The 16,749-nt window shown below is 69.6% G+C and carries 15 protein-coding genes; 9 read left to right on the top strand and 6 right to left on the bottom strand.

Features of this window, described 5'->3' with window-relative positions; translation table 11 throughout:
- Positions 1-84 precede the first annotated feature (84 nt).
- The 4 genes from ABIA38_RS03560 to dnaK all read right to left on the bottom strand — a co-directional run bounded on the left by ABIA38_RS03560 (position 85) and on the right by dnaK (position 4,315).
- On the bottom strand, positions 85-573 hold the full coding sequence (locus tag ABIA38_RS03560) for a heat shock protein transcriptional repressor HspR (RefSeq protein WP_424636898.1): 489 nt from the start codon (positions 571-573) through the stop codon (positions 85-87).
- Between the two features lies 1 nt (position 574).
- A complete protein-coding gene (gene dnaJ / locus ABIA38_RS03555; protein WP_424636897.1) occupies positions 575-1,750 on the bottom strand; it encodes a molecular chaperone DnaJ in 1,176 nt (391 codons plus the stop codon).
- Positions 1,751-1,871: 121 nt separating this feature from the next.
- Entirely contained in the window at positions 1,872-2,465 is a 594-nt protein-coding gene (grpE, locus tag ABIA38_RS03550; protein WP_424636896.1) for a nucleotide exchange factor GrpE, read from the bottom strand.
- Entirely contained in the window at positions 2,462-4,315 is a 1,854-nt protein-coding gene (dnaK, locus tag ABIA38_RS03545; protein WP_424636895.1) for a molecular chaperone DnaK, read from the bottom strand. Before dnaK ends, grpE begins: the two co-directional genes overlap by 4 nt.
- A 356-nt stretch (positions 4,316-4,671) precedes the next feature.
- On the opposite strand from dnaK, the gene ABIA38_RS03540 reads away from it, so the two are divergent.
- The 4 genes from ABIA38_RS03540 (at position 4,672) to ABIA38_RS03525 (ending at position 8,677) form a co-directional block, all read left to right on the top strand.
- Positions 4,672-5,838: a hypothetical protein gene (locus tag ABIA38_RS03540; RefSeq protein WP_424636894.1), complete on the top strand. Its 1,167-nt coding sequence runs from the start codon at positions 4,672-4,674 to the stop codon at positions 5,836-5,838.
- Positions 5,835-6,821: a hypothetical protein gene (locus tag ABIA38_RS03535; RefSeq protein WP_424636893.1), complete on the top strand. Its 987-nt coding sequence runs from the start codon at positions 5,835-5,837 to the stop codon at positions 6,819-6,821. Before ABIA38_RS03540 ends, ABIA38_RS03535 begins: the two co-directional genes overlap by 4 nt.
- A gap of 67 nt (positions 6,822-6,888) precedes the next feature.
- Complete coding sequence (locus tag ABIA38_RS03530; protein ID WP_424636892.1) at positions 6,889-7,737, top strand: hypothetical protein; 849 nt, start codon at positions 6,889-6,891, stop codon at positions 7,735-7,737.
- A gap of 1 nt (position 7,738) precedes the next feature.
- Positions 7,739-8,677: a hypothetical protein gene (locus ABIA38_RS03525; RefSeq protein WP_424636891.1), complete on the top strand. Its 939-nt coding sequence runs from the start codon at positions 7,739-7,741 to the stop codon at positions 8,675-8,677.
- 92 nt (positions 8,678-8,769) lie between these two features.
- Here ABIA38_RS03525 and ABIA38_RS03520 read toward each other — a convergent pair whose 3' ends face one another.
- On the bottom strand, positions 8,770-9,132 hold the full coding sequence (locus ABIA38_RS03520; protein WP_424636890.1) for a cupin domain-containing protein: 363 nt from the start codon (positions 9,130-9,132) through the stop codon (positions 8,770-8,772).
- Positions 9,133-9,280: 148 nt separating this feature from the next.
- Between ABIA38_RS03520 and ABIA38_RS03515 the strand changes: the two genes are divergently transcribed.
- Both ABIA38_RS03515 and ABIA38_RS03510 read left to right on the top strand, forming a co-directional pair.
- Entirely contained in the window at positions 9,281-9,631 is a 351-nt protein-coding gene (locus ABIA38_RS03515; protein ID WP_424636889.1) for a hypothetical protein, read from the top strand.
- Positions 9,632-10,070: 439 nt separating this feature from the next.
- On the top strand, positions 10,071-10,961 hold the full coding sequence (locus ABIA38_RS03510; protein ID WP_424636888.1) for a Scr1 family TA system antitoxin-like transcriptional regulator: 891 nt from the start codon (positions 10,071-10,073) through the stop codon (positions 10,959-10,961).
- Here the strand turns inward: ABIA38_RS03510 and ABIA38_RS03505 are convergent.
- On the bottom strand, positions 10,946-11,749 hold the full coding sequence (locus ABIA38_RS03505; protein WP_424636887.1) for a DUF6879 family protein: 804 nt from the start codon (positions 11,747-11,749) through the stop codon (positions 10,946-10,948). The two genes, ABIA38_RS03510 and ABIA38_RS03505, sit on opposite strands and share 16 nt — an antisense overlap.
- A gap of 344 nt (positions 11,750-12,093) precedes the next feature.
- Between ABIA38_RS03505 and fxlM the strand changes: the two genes are divergently transcribed.
- From fxlM to ABIA38_RS03490, 3 genes are all read left to right on the top strand, one after another.
- Entirely contained in the window at positions 12,094-13,386 is a 1,293-nt protein-coding gene (gene fxlM, locus ABIA38_RS03500; RefSeq protein ID WP_424636886.1) for a methyltransferase, FxLD system, read from the top strand.
- Positions 13,386-13,622, top strand: a complete 237-nt coding sequence (locus tag ABIA38_RS03495) for an FxLD family lanthipeptide (RefSeq protein WP_424636885.1) — start codon at positions 13,386-13,388, stop codon at positions 13,620-13,622. Before fxlM ends, ABIA38_RS03495 begins: the two co-directional genes overlap by 1 nt.
- A 160-nt stretch (positions 13,623-13,782) precedes the next feature.
- On the top strand, positions 13,783-16,740 hold the full coding sequence (locus ABIA38_RS03490) for a lantibiotic dehydratase (protein WP_424636884.1): 2,958 nt from the start codon (positions 13,783-13,785) through the stop codon (positions 16,738-16,740).
- Positions 16,741-16,749 lie beyond the last annotated feature (9 nt).

The raw sequence follows: 16,749 nt of genomic DNA, 5'->3' as shown, positions 1-16,749 counted from the left end.
GAACGGTACGCACCGGTTGCGGTAGGCGCACACGAAGCGGGGGCGCGGCCGAAGCCACGCCCCCGCACCCGTCCTGACGAACCGTCAGTCGGTCGATCGGTCCGAACGCCCGCGCCGCGGCTTCCAGACCACCAGCGCGGTGCCCACCTGCGGCCGGACCGGGACCAGGTCGCGCCGGTAGGAGGCGTGTACGGCCGCCTCGCGGCGCGCGCCCGCGTCCGTCGCCTCGTGCAGCGCCTGCTCCAGCTCGGCCACCCGCATGCGCAGCGCGAGCACCTGGTTCTCCAGCTCCAGGATCCGCTTGATCCCGGCCAGATTGATCCCGGCCTCCTGGGAGAGCCGCTGCACCTCGCGCAGTTGCACGATGTCCCGGGCGGAGTAGCGCCGCCCGCGACCGGCCGTGCGGTCCGGCGAGACCAGACCGAGCCGGTCGTACTGTCGCAGCGTCTGCGGATGCAGGCCGGACAGTTGCGCGGCCACCGAGATCACGTAGACCGGGGAGGTCTCGTCGATCTCGAAGCCGCGCCCGCGCCCGCCCATGCCGCCGTCGCCGGTCAAGCCGCCCGGTCGCATGTCATGCTCCCTTCGCCGCGTCCAACAGATCGGCTCGGGGGTCGTGTGTGCCGGTCGCCTCGCGGAACGCCTCCAGCGCCTCGCGCGCCTTGTCGTTCAGGTGTTGAGGGACCGTTACCTCGACGGTGACCAGGAGGTCGCCCCGAGTGCCGTCCTTGCGCGCCGCACCCCGCCCACGAACGCGCAGCGTACGGCCGTTGCCCGTGCCCGCCGGCAGCTTGAGCGTGACCGGTATGCCGCCGAGCGTGGGTACGGTGACGTCCGCCCCGAGCGCGGCCTCCGGGAAGGTGACCGGGACGGTGACGGTGAGGTTGTCGCCCTTGCGTCCGAAGACCGAGTGCGCCTTGACGTGCACGACGACATAGAGGTCGCCGGCCGGTCCGCCGCGCTCGCCGGGCGCGCCCTTGCCCTTGAGCCGGATCCGCTGCCCGTCCTGGACCCCGGCCGGGATCCGGACCTGCATCGTGCGCGAACTCTTGGCCCGACCGCTGCCGTTGCACACGATGCACGGATCGTCCACGAGCAGCCCGCGACCCTTGCAGTCGCGGCACGGCTCGGAGAAGCCGAAGCCGCCCTGCGGGCGGCTGACATTGCCCGAACCCGCGCAGGTGGGACACATCCGCGGCGTGGTGCCCGCCGCCGCGCCGGTGCCGTTGCAGTGCCGACACGGCTCGGAACTGGTCAGCCGGATCGGCACGGTGGCGCCGTCGACCGCGTCCGCGAAGCCGAGGGTGACCTCGGACTCCACGTCCGAGCCGCGCCTGGGCTGCTGCCGGCCGGTCTGTCGGCCGCCGCCGAACAGGCCGCCGAAGATGTCGCCCAGGCCGCCGGTGTTGCCCGCGCCGCCCTGCTGGCCGCCGAAGATGTCGCCGAGGTCGAACGGGAAGCCGCCGGCGCCGCCCTGCCCGCCGCCGCCGGGGCCGCGGAAGCCGCCCCCGCTGCCGAACAGGGTCCGGGCCTCGTCGTACTCCTTGCGCCGTTTGTCGTCGGCGAGCACGTCGTAGGCTTCCGAGATCTCCTTGAAGCGCTCCTCGGCCTTCGTGTCACCCTTGTTCTTGTCCGGGTGGAACTCGACGGCGAGCTTGCGGTACGCCTTCTTGATCTCGGCGGTGCCGGCGTCCTTGGGGACGCCGAGCACCTTGTAGTAGTCCTTCTCCAGGTAGTCCTTCGTACTCATGCGCCCCTCGCCGATCGGGTCGGGGTGCCCTCGTCGTCCGAGCGCCCGTTTCCGGATTCACTCCACCCGCGCATCGGCGTCCCTCCTCTCCGCTTCTCGTCGTCTGGTTCCCGGTGACGGTTCAGCTGCCGGCCGCTTCGCCCGGCTCCTCCGGACCGCCCTCGGCGTCCGCTGTGGGCTCGGCGACCGCCACCCGCGCGGGACGGATGATCCGCTCGCCGACCTGATAGCCGGGCTGGAGGATCTCCACACACGTGGGTTCGGTGACATCGGTCGCGTACGAGTGCAGCAGCGCCTCGTGCACCGTCGGGTCGAACGGGTCGCCCTTGGCGCCGAAGCTCTGCAGCCCCATCTTGGCCACGATCGACTCGAGCGACTCGGCGACCGACTTGAAGCCACCCGACAGTTCGCCGTGGTCCCGGGCCCGACCGATGTCGTCGAGCACCGGGAGCAGTTCGTTCAGCACCTTGATGGCGGCCAGTTCGCCCGCCACGTTGCGGTCGCGCTCGACCCGCTTGCGGTAGTTCGCGTATTCGGCCTGGAGCCGCTGGAGGTCGGCGGTGCGCTCGCCGAGCTGGTTGCGCAGCTCGGCCGCCTCGGCCGCCCCGGGGGCCGGGGCCGCCGCCGCAGCGGCCGCCCCGGTTTCCGGCTTCGACTCCGGGTCCTGGGCGTCGCCCGGGACGGCGCCGTGGTTCGAGCCGTTCGCTTCGGTCACGCAGCACCACCCTTACGGTGGTCCTCGTCGACGATCTCGGCGTCCACGACGTCGTCCTCGGCGGTGTGCCCGGCCGCGCCGCCGGCGGCACCGGCCGCGCCCTCGGCGCCCGGCTGGGTGTTCGCGTACATCGCGGCGCCCAGCTTCTGGCTGGTGGTGCTGACCTTCTCCGCGGCGTCGCGGATCGCGGCCAGGTCCTCGCCCTTGAGCGCGTCCTTGAGTTCGGTCAGCGACGTCTCGACCTCGGTCTTGACGTCGGCCGGCACCTTGTCGCTGTTGTCCTTGATGAACTTCTCGGTGGTGTACACCAGTTGCTCGGCCTGGTTGCGGGTCTCCGCGGCCTCGCGACGCTGGTGGTCCTCCTCCGCGTGCGCCTCCGCCTCGCGCATCATCCGGTCGATGTCGTCCTTCGGCAGGCCCGAGCCGCCGGTGATGGTCATCGACTGCTCCTTGCCCGTGCCCAGGTCCTTCGCGGACACGTGCACGATGCCGTTCGCGTCGATGTCGAAGGTGACCTCGATCTGCGGCAGCCCGCGCGGGGCCGGCGGCAGACCGGTCAGCTCGAACATGCCGAGCTTCTTGTTGTACGCGGCGATCTCGCGCTCACCCTGGAACACCTGGATCTGCACCGACGGCTGGTTGTCCTCGGCCGTGGTGAAGATCTCCGAACGCTTGGTCGGGATCGTGGTGTTGCGCTCGATCAGCTTGGTCATGATGCCGCCCTTGGTCTCGATACCGAGAGACAGCGGCGTCACGTCCAGGAGCAGGACGTCCTTGACCTCACCCTTGAGCACACCGGCCTGAAGAGCGGCGCCGACGGCGACGACCTCGTCCGGGTTGACGCCCTTGTTGGGCTCCTTGCCACCGGTCAGCTCGCGGACCACGTCGGCCACGGCCGGCATCCGGGTCGAGCCGCCGACCAGGACGATGTGGTCGATCGCCGAGAGCGGGATGCCCGCGTCCTCGATGACCTTCTGGAAGGGCACCTTGGTGCGGTCGAGCAGGTCCTGGGTGAGCTGCTGGAACTGGGCGCGGGTGAGCTTCTCGTCCAGGTGCAGCGGGCCCTCGGCCGACGCCGTGATGTAGGGCAGGTTGATCGAGGTCTCCATCGAGGAGGACAGCTCGATCTTGGCCTTCTCCGCCGCCTCGCGCAGGCGCTGGAGGGCCATCTTGTCCTTGGACAGGTCCACGCCGTGCGCGTTCTGGAACTGCTTGACCAGGTGGTCCATGACCCGCTGGTCCCAGTCGTCGCCACCGAGGTGGTTGTCGCCGTTGGTGGCCTTGACCTCCACGACGCCGTCGCCGATCTCCAGGAGCGACACGTCGAAGGTGCCGCCGCCGAGGTCGAAGACGAGGATGGTCTGCTCGTCGGCCTTGTCCAGGCCGTACGCCAGCGCGGCCGCGGTGGGCTCGTTGACGATGCGCAGCACGTTCAGACCGGCGATCTCGCCGGCCTCCTTGGTGGCCTGGCGCTCGGCGTCGTTGAAGTAGGCCGGCACGGTGATGACCGCGTCGGTGACCTTCTCGCCCAGGTAGGCCTCGGCGTCGCGCTTGAGCTTCATCAGGATGCGGGAGCTGATCTCCTGCGCGGTGTACTTCTTGTCGTCGATCGCCACGGACCACGTGGTCCCCATGTGGCGCTTGACGGACCGGATGGTCCGGTCGACGTTGGTGACGGCCTGACGCTTGGCCACCTCGCCGACCAGAACCTCACCGTTCTTCGCGAAGGCAACCACGGACGGTGTGGTCCGCGACCCCTCCGCGTTGGTGATGACGGTCGACTCGCCGCCTTCCAGAACGCTGACGACGGAGTTCGTCGTACCGAGGTCGATACCGACCGCACGTGCCATGATTCGCTTCCTCCACGGAAAGAGTTGAGTGGTTGTCGCTCAAGGATGAGCCGTCGGGTGCAACCGGTCAAATCGCTTGAGTATTCCCGACTCAACTTTAGTGCCTGATCGGCTGTGAGGGGCGGGTTCGGGGACGTCGATCCGCGCGAGGGACGCTTGGCTTGACCGAAACGTTGTGCTCCGCCGGGGACTTATTCAGGTGAATGTCGCCACAAAAGACTCCCTCGACCTCTGCGGCCCCTCCAGGCGCATGGCAGCATGTCTGCGCGCCTGACGCATGCCATTCCTGCCACGCGAACGCCGATGTCTGCCAGGCGACCGCCGGGCGAAATCCGAGATCCGAGGGGGACCTCCCGATGAGCGACGACCAGGGCCGTCCGCCGATGCCGCCGATGCCGCCCGGCCCGCCGCCGGGGCCGCCGGGACAACCGGGCCCGCAGGGACAGCCGGGTCCGCAGGGAGAGCCGGGCCCGCCGGGACAGCCGGGTCCGCCGTCGGGTGGTTACCCACAGCCGGACGGTTACCCGCAGCCCGGCGGCTATCCCCAGCCTGGTGGCTACCCCCAACCCGGTGGCTATCCGCAGCAGGGCGGCTATCCACAACAGGGTGGCTATCCGCAGCAGGGCGGCTTCCAGGAGACCGGCGGCTACCCGTACCCGCAGTACAGCGACTACGGCCACTACCACCAGTACGCGCAGAACCCGGTCCCGCTGGGCCCGAACGGCCGGCCGCCGCGCGGCGCCCGCAGCCGCAAGGTGATCGGCAGCTGGATCGCCGCCGGCACCGGCGCCGTCGTCGCCTCCGCGCTGGTCGTGGTACTCGGCTTCAGCGACCCGACGGACAAGAAGGACCCGGTCGCGGACGCGAGCAAACCTGCGGCGGTCGTCACCGGCAAGAGCGCCGCGCCGAGCAACACCGCGGCGGCCGGGCCGAAGAAGGTCGACATCAGCAATCAGCTGAAGCTGCCGGCCGCGCTGCCGCCGATCACCGGGCAGAAGTTCAGCGGCATCTCGGTCGATCCGAAGTCCTGGCCCACGGCGTGTGACCTGATCACCGACGAAGAGGTCAAGACGGCCATCCCCGAGGCGACGATCCGCGAGCGCAAGAGCGTCATGGGCCGGATCTCGAACATGTTCGGCAACAACGTCAAAGACAATGAGTGCCACATCACGCTCGACCTGCCGAACCTGCAGTCCTCGAACTACCCGGTCCTGCTCACCATCACCTCGTACGGCTACAAGCCGCTCGCCGACGAGAAGGTCTCCTTCGCCAAGGAGAAGACCAGCAGCGAGACCTCCTCGAAGCCGTATCCGGACCAGTACGACGACATCCCGGCCGACAAGATCGGCGTGGACGGGGCGTTCCGGAGCAGCACCATGGTGGAGATGTCCAAGAACGGCTTCCGGGTGTGGATCAGCCTGAATGCCCAGCTCGAGGACTCGCAGGGCAACCCGCTCAAGAGCGGCACCGCGGCGCGCCAGTACGGCCCGACCCTGGCCGCGATCGTAGGGCAGAAGTTGTGAGCGGGGGTTGGCCGCAGCAAGGCGGGCCCGGGCAGTACGGCGGCGGCTACGGCCAACCCGGGCAACATCCGCAGCAGCAGCCGGGGTTCGCGCCGCAGCAGGGGTATCCGCAACAACAGGGGTATCCGCCGCAGCAGCCCGGCTACCCGCCGCCCGGCCCCTACTACGGCCCGCCCGGCCACCCGTACGGCCCGCCGCCCCCGCCGCGCCGGGGCAACCGGCTCGTGTTGTGGGTCGTGGTCGTCGCGGTCCTGATCGCGGGCGGCGTCGGCGGTTACCTGCTGCTGAACAAGAAGCACGACGGCTCGGACACCGCCAAGCCGGGTCCGACCGGCGCCGGCCCCGGCGTGCCGGGTGCCTCCGGCGGTGGCGGGAGCGGTCCGGGCGGCTCGGCGGGGCAGAGCGCGGCGCCGCTTGATCGCCCGATGGTTTTCCCCGCAGCGCCGCCCGCCGACGCCGGGTCAAAATTCAACGCGACCAACGACGGGAAGACCTGGCCGAAGGCGTGCGACATGGTGTCGGACGCGCAAATCGGCAAGGTGCTCAAGGGCGCCACGGTCAAGTCCAGGAAGTCGGACACGACGGTGTCGGCCACCTACGACTTCCCGGGCGCGGCCGACAACCAGTGCGAGTTCACCCTCGATGTGCCGGACCCGAACAATCCGAAGTATCCGACGTACGCCAGGATCGAGCTCACGCTCCACGAGGTGAGCACCCCGCCGATCGCGAAGGGCCACTACGGCGACGCCAGGAAGAGCCGGTCCCGCAAGCCGTTCGGCACGTTCGAGGAGCTGGGTACGAAGCTGGGCACCGACGAGGCGTTCCGCGACGACGCGTACCTCTACTTCTACAAGGGTCCCTACTACGTAGAGCTGTACATGTCCGCCGGACTGACCGGTCCCGGCGGGGCACGGCTGCCGTCCGACGACGCGGTCAAGCAGTACGGGCCGACGCTGATCGGCTACCTCGTGGCACGGATGTAACCCGCGGTCCGGCACCGGACCCGCACTGGAACAGAGCGTCGGAACAGGCAGCAGAAGGAGCACGGGGATGGTACGAATCGGGAACCCAAGGGGAAACCAGTACGGCGGCCCGCCCGGGCAACAGCCGTACGGTCACCCCGGGATGTACCAGCAGCAGTACCCCGGCGGTCCGATGCCGCCGTACGAACCGCCGCGCCGGAACCGGCTCAAGCCCATCCTCGGTTGGATCGGCGTGGTGATCGGCGGCGTGGTGGCCACGGTCGGCGGTTCGTACATCGTCGACGCGATCAACAAGCAGAACGACAAGGGCGACCAGCCGGTGGCGGAGAACGGGGTCGCGTTCCCCGACGGCTACACCCCGCCGCCGGGCGTGGCCTTCACCGACGGCGCCAAGTTCCGCGCCACGGGCGACACCGGGACGTGGCCGGACGCGTGCACGATGCTCTCCGACCAGGAGATCCAGAACGCGATTCCGGACTCGAGCATCATCGGCTCGCGCGAAGGCAAGAAGGGCGCGAAGACCCCCCGGAACTTCGAGTGCACGGTCAAGCTCAAGCTGCCCAACCTCGCGGACCCCGCCGTGCCGGCCAAGCTCACCATGACCATCAAGGCGATCGGCGACGCCGGACCGGTCAAGGACGCGTACGAGAAGGCCAAGGCGGACGCGGCCCCGTACGCAGGGTTCGAGGACCTCTCCAACAAGCTCTTCGTACCGAGCGCGTTCCGCCAGCAGGGCAAGCTGAACCTGTTCAAGCAGGGCGGCGCCAAGCCGGACTCGACGGGCTACTACGTGGTCTTGGACGTCACCGCGTCGACCAAGGACTCGGCGGGCGGCCCCGAGGCGCCCGAAGCCTGGACCAAGAAGGTCGGACCGGCCCTGGTGCGCGTCCTCAACATCAAGATGACGGACGACTGAGATGAGCGGCCAGTACAACAGCCCGCCGCCCGGCCAGTATCCCGGCTACCCGCCGCCCGGCGGCTACGGTCAGCAACCCCCGCCCGGGCAGTACGGTCCGCCACCGGGCTACGGCCCGCCCGGCTACCCGCAGCCGTACCCGCCACCCACGCCGCCGCGTCGCAACCGCCGCAAGCAGGTGATCAGTTGGATTGCCGTGGTGGCGGGCGGCACGGCGACGACGGTGATCGCGGCGCTGATGATCAACGGCACGGACGGCCGCAAGAACGAGTCGGAAAAGCCGCTGCCCACCGAGAGCGTCCGCAAGCTGGAGAGCTTCGACCCGAACGCGGTCGCGCCGGCCCCGAGCGCGGCGGCATCGGTCGCCGAGTCGCGCCCGGCGGCACCGCCCGCGCCCAAGAGCGGCGGCCGGTTCGCGGCCACGACCGACCCGAAGACCTGGCCGGACGCCTGCGACCTGGTCACGGACGAACAGATCAGGCTCGCGGTGCCCAAGGCCGGGAAGATCGAGAAGTACGGCACGATCGCGAACTCGGGCAAGTGGCTCCGGGAGAACCCGCCGATCCGCAGCACACAGTGCGAGTACACGGTGGAGGACGGAGCGCTCAAGGACCAGTTGAGCCCGCTCAAGTTCCAAATGCAGATCTGGTTCGCCGGCGACCCGGCGGAGGCGCAGAGCCACTACGCGAGTGAGCTGTCCGGCGGCCAGAAGGCCCCGGAGTTCATGCAGTTCAAGGACTACACGACGACGCTCGGCATGGACGCCGCGCTCTACAAGGGCAACGCCATGTACATGCGCAAGGGCGGGTACTACCTGCAGTTCTCCAAGTCCGGTGGCGGCGGCAGCGGAGTCGATGCCTCAGGCAAGTTCGTCAAGGCGAGCGACTGGATCCCGACCGCGCTGCCGAAGGTCGTACCGGGCATCGCCGCGAAGATCTGACCCGGGGTGCCTGGTGTGCCCGGGGTGCCCGAGGGTGCCCGGTGTGCCCGGCGGGTCGCGGTGACCGCCACCCGCCGGGCCCGGGGTCGGCCCTACTCGTCCCGGTGGACCGTGTCCGGGGCGAAGCCCGGGAGGCAGACCGCGATGTAGTCGGCGCCCTCGGTGCCCCTCGTGCTGTAGCGCACCCATTCACCGGCAGCCGTGTGGATGCCCTGGCCGGCCGCGACCTCCTGGACGCCACCCTCGAACTCCACGGTGAGCACGCCGCGCAGGACCACCGTGTACTCGTCGAACTCGGGCCGCTGGCCCGGCTCTTCCCAGCCACCGGGGCTGCTCATGTGCGCGATGCTGAGCGCCTGGTCACCGGTGTTGACCCGGCCCACGTACTCACGAATGGTCTTGGGGATGTTGCCTGCGGCCTCGACGACCGTGGGCTTCTGAATGAAGTTCGGCATGCACCCCATCCTGTCCCAGGCCGCCGGCAAATCGTCGGTGCCCCCGCCCGCCCGTGAAGTAGCGCCAAGGAATGCGCCACGTCACATCCCCGCCCCTTCGACTGCACACTGACTGTAGTCGAGCCGTGACGCAAACGATGGGAAGTCCATGGACGAGCAATACGAGGACGGACCGGAACCGGACGGGCGGATGTTCCGCAGCTTCGTCGATGGCGAGTGGATCGAGACCCCGGCCACGATCGCGGGTATTCGCGACGCGCTGCCGGAGGATCGGCGCGACGAGTTCACCAAGACGATCGAAGATACGCCGGCGCGGGATGTGGCCCTGCTCATGCTCCGGTGGGCAACGAGCACCCGACCCGAAATCGACGAGGCAACCCGGCGCGAGCACAACCGCGTAGAGGCACTGACCCGAGAGGCGGGCGACCGCGTCGTCATGGGGGAGGATCCGAGTGTCGTACAGGCTGAACTACTCGCCCGAATGCGAGAAGGCACGTAGCCAACTCACACGTTCACAGCGCCGCGACCTGGACAGCGGCATGGCCCGGGTATGCCAAAACCCCTACGGGTGCGGCTCGTCGCAGACGTACCAAAAGGACAGGCGCGTCGTTACCTGCGGCAGCGTGTTCGCCGAGTACTTCGTGTCGACCGACGTTGTCCTGATCACGGTCGTACGCGTTCACGCCGTCTGAGCACGCGGACGGCTCTACGCAGTCACCCTTGCGGTAGGTGGTCACTTCGGGGGCGCGATCTGGTTCTTGCCGCCGGGGCCGGCCTCGTCCCGAAGGTGCGCGACGAACCGCCCGCGTCTTCGTGCGTTCCATCGTGTCCCCGGCCGCCGGTGAATCGTTGGCCGTGGGTGACGTAGGGCAGGGACGTGAAGTAGCGCCAAGGGGCGCGCCGACCTGAGCCGGGCGTTGGCGGCATGATGGCGGATCATGGCGTCTTCTCCGTCGTCGTCGGCCCGGGCGGCTCGTGAGCTGTTGGGTGGTCGGCTGCGGGTGCTGCGGGAGGGAAGTGGTCTTTCCGGTCGGGCGTTTGCGGAGCGGGTCGGGTGGCGGACGGCCTCGCCGGTGTCGATGATCGAGAAGGGGCGGCGGACGATCACGGCGCGCCATGTGGAGTTGTGGTGTTCGGCGTGTGGGGCCGACGACACATTGCGCCGGGAGTTGCTTGCCGAGCAGGCCGCGGTGGCGGGGATGTGGGTTTCGTACGGGCAGTTGAACGAGGGAGGGCTGGCGGCGGCGCAGAAGTCGATCCGTCGCTTGTACGAGGAGCTTCGTCTGGCGCGTTCGTATCAGCCCAAGGTGATGCCGGGGATGCTGCAGACGCGGGAGTACACCAGGGCGGCGTTGACCGGGGTGCTTGTCGAACAGCGGATCGTGAGTACCGCGCCGGAGTTCGAGGTCGAGGCGGCCGTGGCGGAGCGGATGGACCGTCAGCGGCTGTTGGCGCGGGCGGACGCGTGCTGGTACTTCCTGCTGGAGGAACCGGTCCTGTCATATCGGCCGTACGCACGGGAGTTGCATCGGCGGCAGCTGTTGCACCTGTTGGAGCTGCGGCGGCGGCCGAACGTATTCCTGGGGATCATTCCGGCCGGGGCCGATCGGCGTGGTGTGCACCCGGAGGAGGCGTTCGACATCACCGACGAGCACCTGGTGACGGTCGAGTTGGTGTCGGGATATCTGTCGGTGACCCGGCCGGAGGAGGTTGCCCTGTACACGGATTTGTGGGACCGGTTGTGGTCGTTGGCGGTGACCGGCACGGCCGCGGTCGCGCTGGTTCGTGGCGCGCTGGATCGTCTGGCAGGGGGTCAGGTCGGGGTGTAGTCCGCGTGGGGGATGCCGCGTTCCCACAACATCTCGAACATGCCGACCACGGGCAGGACGCGCCGGGGATCGGCGACGTACTCCATGCGGCCGGTGTCGATGCCGCGCCCGTCGGTGAAGTTGTAGGCGACGAGTCGCTGGTCCCACATGAAGAAGTCCGCGACGGGGTGGGGCAGCTCGAATGCCAAGTGGCGGGGCAGCCACCGCAGTTCCTCGCCGGCCTTGATGTTGCCGTGGCTGATGGCGTGTTCCCACCGGATGTAGTCGCTGACCGGTTCCGAGACGATCCGCAGCCGCCGGAACCGTACCCCGCGCTCGACGGCGGCCCCGACCAGGTCGATCCAGGCGTCCCACTCGTAGGAGGTGTCGCCGTCCTGTTGCCATTTGTGGAACGCGGGGTCGTCGGTGTCGTAGGTGTCTCGGGCCTCCAAGTGCACGACGGATCGGGTGGTGGCGGCCAAGAGGTCTTCGAAGGGTGGTTCGCCGGGGCCATGTCGGTCGGTGTCCTCGGGGCCGGTGAGGGCTTCGAGGAGCGCGGGGCGCAGGTTCGCCGGGGTCCAGATCGCGACCTCGTCGTCCGCGATCGCGGTGTGCTCGGCGATCGCGGCGAGCGCGCCGGGATCGGTGACCCTGCGGCCGACCTGGAGCAGGTCGCCGGTGCCGGGGATCACCAGGACGGCGGGGCACTTGTTGGCGGGTGATTTGTCGTCGCTGCCGACGAAGATCGGTGCGGCCGGCGGGGGTTGATCGGTGTCGGACGGGTGTTCGGGTCCGGGTTCGTGGCTCATCGCACGCTCCTCAACCGAAGGCAGGTCTCGCTGTACGGAGGTGGACACGGAGCCGCGCGCTCTCGTTCCGGGCTGGGGCTGCTCGCACGAGTGTGAATCCGTGTGAACTTTCTGGACCGCTTGGCGGCGGGGGGCGTAGTCCTGTCTCCGTGACGTCCGACAACGGTACCGACCGCGGCATCGGCGACGGGCCGTTTTCGGAGTCACACCACTGACGTCGTGCCCCCGAGTCCGGGGATCCCCGAGGCGGCCAATAAGCCTGGCCCGTCGGAGGGTTCGCCATGGGACGGGCGATGGCGACGCGCGCACATCCCTCCCCGATACGCCGACGACAAGGACTCTCAGTGACCGGTACGACCGCCGAGCACATGGATGTCGACGCCTTGCGCGATGCCGCCATCGCGGAGTTGCGCTCCGCCGGGACCATCACCTCGCCGCAGGTGGAGGCGGCGTTTCGCGCGGTGCCACGGCATCGGTTCATTCCCGAGGCGGACCCCCAGGCCGCCTGGGACCCCTACACGGCCGTGGTGACCAAGCGCGACGAGGACGACAACGCGGTCAGTTCCGTGTCCGACATGCACGTCCAGTCCTTCATGCTCGCCCGGGCCCGCATCGAATCGGGCATGAACGTGTTGGAGATCGGCTCGGGCGGCTACAACGCGGCCCTGCTCGCGGAACTGGTGGGTTCCAATGGTCGGGTGACGACGGTCGACATCGACCCCTGGGTCACCGATCGGGCCGAGCGTCTGTTGGCGGACAACGGTTACGCCGCACGGGTGCGGGTCGTGCTCGCGGACGCAGCGACCGGGGTGCCCGACGGGGCGCCGTACGACCGGATCCTGGTGACGGTGGGCAGTTGGGACATCCCGCCCGCATGGGTCGGACAACTCGCCGACGACGGACTGTTGGTCGTGCCGCTGCGGATGCTCGGCCTCTCCCGCACGATCGTGTTCACCAAGGATCCCGAGGTCTCCGGTGGTCTGACGAGCGTCGCGTCGAAGCTGTTCGGCTTCGTGCCGATGCGGGGTGAGGGCGGGCACCAGGCCCGACTCGTGGTCCTGGACGGCGGCGGTGTGCGTCTGCGGTTCGACGACGAGTACGACCCGCTGCGACCCGAAGCGTTGCAGACCGCTGTGGACACGGACCCGGTCGAGGTGTGGAGCGGCGCCGTGATCGGCACCCAGGAGCTCCTCGACACCGTCCAGATGTGGCTGGCCACGACCCAACCCGGGTTCTGTTGGCTGTCCATCGATCCCGAGCGGCCCGGCAAGGTGACCCTGCCGGGCATGCGCACCTCCGCGATGGCCGTCGTCGACGGCGGCAACCTCGCCTACATCGTCACCCGCACCGCTCCCGACGTCGCCCAGTGCGTGGAGTTCGGCGTTCGAGCCCACGGACCCCGCGCGCGCGAACTCGCCGAGCGGATCGCCGGGCAGTTGCGCGTGTGGAGCCATAGCCACCGGGGCGGGCCCGGCGCGCACTACCGGGTGCTCCCGGCCTCGACCCCCGCCCCGGCGGACCCGGACGGACGGGTCATCCGCAAGCGACACGTCCTGGTCTCGATCTCCTGGCCTCGGCCGACGGACGCCGGCCGAGGCCGGAACGTCTCACCCACGACAGCGAAGGAGAATCCCTGATGACGTACGACGACCACCCGCTCGGTGGCCTGGCCCTCGCCGACCCGCCGCTGCCCACCGATCACCGGGATGTGGGGCCCGACGGGCACGACGCAGACGAGTTCCTGCTCGACGTCCGGGTCCTGGTGACCCTCGCGCCGCTCGCCGGGACGGATTGCCCGACCGACGACGGCTGCGGCAACACCTGTGCCGGAAACGCCAGTTCGTGCACATCGTCGATGAACGCCCTTTCCTGACCGCCGCACACCGGGCGCTCTCCACCGATCACCGGTGCGGGGCGCCCGGGTCCCGGCCGGATTCGGAGGCCACCGATGTCCGCTTCGCGTCCGACCTACCATTGGCCCGGGATCGGGCTTCTGCGCGCCACCACTGCCCCAGAGTCCCTCGTCGCGCCGGGTGACCTGGACCCGGCCGATCCGGACATGCCCCGGCGGGCTTTGCTCTGGCTCACGGACTTGCGGCAAGACCCTCGGGTTTCGGGCCGCGTTCGCCGCCGCAAGCCCGGGTCTCCTCGATGCCCTGGACGCCCTCGACCCGGGCGATGCCGATGGGCGCCGGATTCTCCGCCTGGTCGCCGGCACCAGCCGCTATCTACTGCGCTGGCAGCACCGGGCGACCCCGTTCGCCCTGTTCGCCGGCGTCGGTCCCGTGCACCGTGCACCCACCACGGAGATCCGCTGGGGAGATGACCATCGCATTGTCCACCGCCCGGACCCCGAGTGGCTGGGCGACCTGGTCGACCGGCTCCACACCTGTTCGGAATTGATGGAACGCCTGACCGTGGCGGCGAATCCGGCTGTCGTGCATCGCGGCACTCGCCTCGTCGTCCCCGCTCCGCCGGCCGGAGCCGGCACCGATGCGGGGACGGCCGCCGTCGAGGTGTCCGTGCGCGCCGGACGACCCGCACGCGTCGCGATGGAGGCTGCGCAGGCCCCCGTGACGTTCGCGGATCTCGTGAAGGCCCTCACCGGCGCCTTCCCGACGGCGCCTGCCGAGCGGATCCGCGCCATGCTGACCGGCCTCGTCGCGCAGCACTTCCTGATGAGCGCCCTGCACCCCCCGATGGCCACGGCCGACGCGCTGGGCCATGTCTGTGCGGTTCTCCGCGACGTCGCCGCCCACGACATCCCAGCCGCAGCCGAGCTCACCCACGCACTGACATCCCTGCATGGCGAACTCCGCACCCCGCGAGCGTTCCCACGCACTACCTCGGTCGTCGCCCCGCACAGCACCGAGCCGATCCCACTGACGCGCGACACGGTCCTGGACGCTCACCTCGGTCTTCCGGTCCAGGTGGCGGAGGAGGCTGCAAAGGCCGCCGCAGTTCTGTGCCGCCTGTCCCCCTACCCCCTGGGGACCGCGTCCTGGCGCGACCACCACGCGCGGTTCGTCGCCCAGTACGGCACCGGGTCGGCCATACCCGTCCTGGATGTCGTCTCGGACGCCGGGCCCGGCTACCCGGCCGGGTATCTCGGCTCGGGGCGACGCAGGCCGCTGCGGGTGTGGACCGCGCGTGACGAGAGACTGCTCGCGCTGGTCCAAGGCGCACTCGTCGCAGGCGACGAACTCGTACTGACCGACGCCCTGGTCGACGAACTGACCGACGATCGAGATGCATTGCCGTCCTGGCCCGACCGCGCCGAGATCGGTCTGCACATCCACGCCGCATCGACCGAGGACATCGACCGAGGGCGGTTCACGCTTTCCATCGCCGGAACACCCCGCACCGGCAGCAGCATGATCGGCCGGCACGCGCACCTGCTGCCGGAAACCTCCCGAGCCCAACTTGCCGCGACCTACCGGGCGGTCGACCCGGACACGATCGCCGCCCAACTGTCCTTCCCACCCCGTCTTCGCCGCAACGCATCCCTCGCTGCGGGCACTCCGCTGTTGGGACATCTCATCTCGCTCGCCGAGCACCCACCGGCCCACGATGGCGAGGCGCCCCGGCCGATCTCGGTACGCGAAATCGCCGTGTCGGCCGATGCGGACCGGTTTCATCTCCTGCACACACCATCCGGGCGGCGCGTCGAAATCCGCGTCGCACACGCGCTCGAAGCCACCACCCACATTCCACCTCTGGCCCGATTTCTCTCGGAGATTTCCACGGCGCGCGGAACGTTGTACACCGCCTTCGACTTCGGGGCGGCTTCCCGCCTGCCGCGTCTGCCTCGCGTGCGATACCGCCGCACGATCCTGGCCGCCGCCCGTTGGCTCCTGCCCGCCGGCGCGTTGCCTGCTCCGTCGGCCTCCGCGGACGTGTGGGAGAAGGCCCTGGCGGAATGGCAGCGGCGTTGGGCGGTGCCCGTACGGGTCGCCCTCGTCGAGCACGATCGAAGCCTGCCGCTGGACCTGGACTTGCCCCTGCACCGGCACATCCTGCGGACTCGGCTCAATCGTGCCCGCCGGCTCGAACTACGCGAGAACACCACCGACGACCGCTGGTTCGGCCGCGCGCATCAGATCCTCCTGCCCCTGACGCTGTCCACGCCGCACACCACGGCTTCTCCACGTCCGACCTTCCCGCAAGCGGGCACCCGATCGCCCGAGAGGTCAACGGTCTTGTCCGCGCGGCTGTCGGCCCATCCGGACCGCTGGGACGAAATCCTGATCGAGCACGTGCCCCGACTGCTGAACGCCTTTCCCACGGCACCGCTGTGGTGGTTCCAGCGGCACGACGACCTGCGCTACCCCGACCGCACCTGCCACCTCCGCCTCCACTTCAACCTGCCCTCCGGCGACGACCACGGCACCGTGAGCACGTGGCTGGCCGCGTGGACGTCCGACCTCGTCGAACACGACCTGGCGAACGCCTTGAGCATGGACACGTTTCGCCCCCGCCCCGGTCAGTACGGGTACGGGCCCGCGCTGCACGCCGCACACACGGTCTTCGCGTCCGACTCCCGGGCAGCACTCGCCCAGATCGACCTCACCACGCGCACCGGCATCCCGCTGCTCGCACTGACCGCCGCGAGCATGGTCGACCTGGGCATCGCGTTCGCCGGCGCACCCGACCGAGCGGCACGCATCCTCGTGGACGAACTGCCCCGCACCCGAGGCGGACTCGACACCACCCTGCGGGACCACACCCTGCGGCTGACGGACCCCACCCGCATTCGTGGCGCCGTCACCGAACTCCCGGACGGCGGCGCGGTGATCGAGGCTTGGCGACAACGAGCCCGAGACCTCGATGCCTACCGGAGGACCCTTGAGGTCGAGCGGGACCCGATGTCGGTGCTGACTGTGCTCCTGCACAACCATCACCGCCGCACCTGCGGCTCCGAGAACGAACAAACCACCCTGCGACTGGCCCGGACTTGCGCGCTCCGTGACCTCCACGCGAAGCCCCAATGACCGAAGCGC

It is taken from the genome of Embleya sp. AB8, assembly GCF_049739465.1.
GTDB lineage: Bacteria > Actinomycetota > Actinomycetes > Streptomycetales > Streptomycetaceae > Embleya.
Note: the sequence above shows the minus strand (reverse complement) of the source record. Positions and strands in the feature narration are given on the sequence as shown.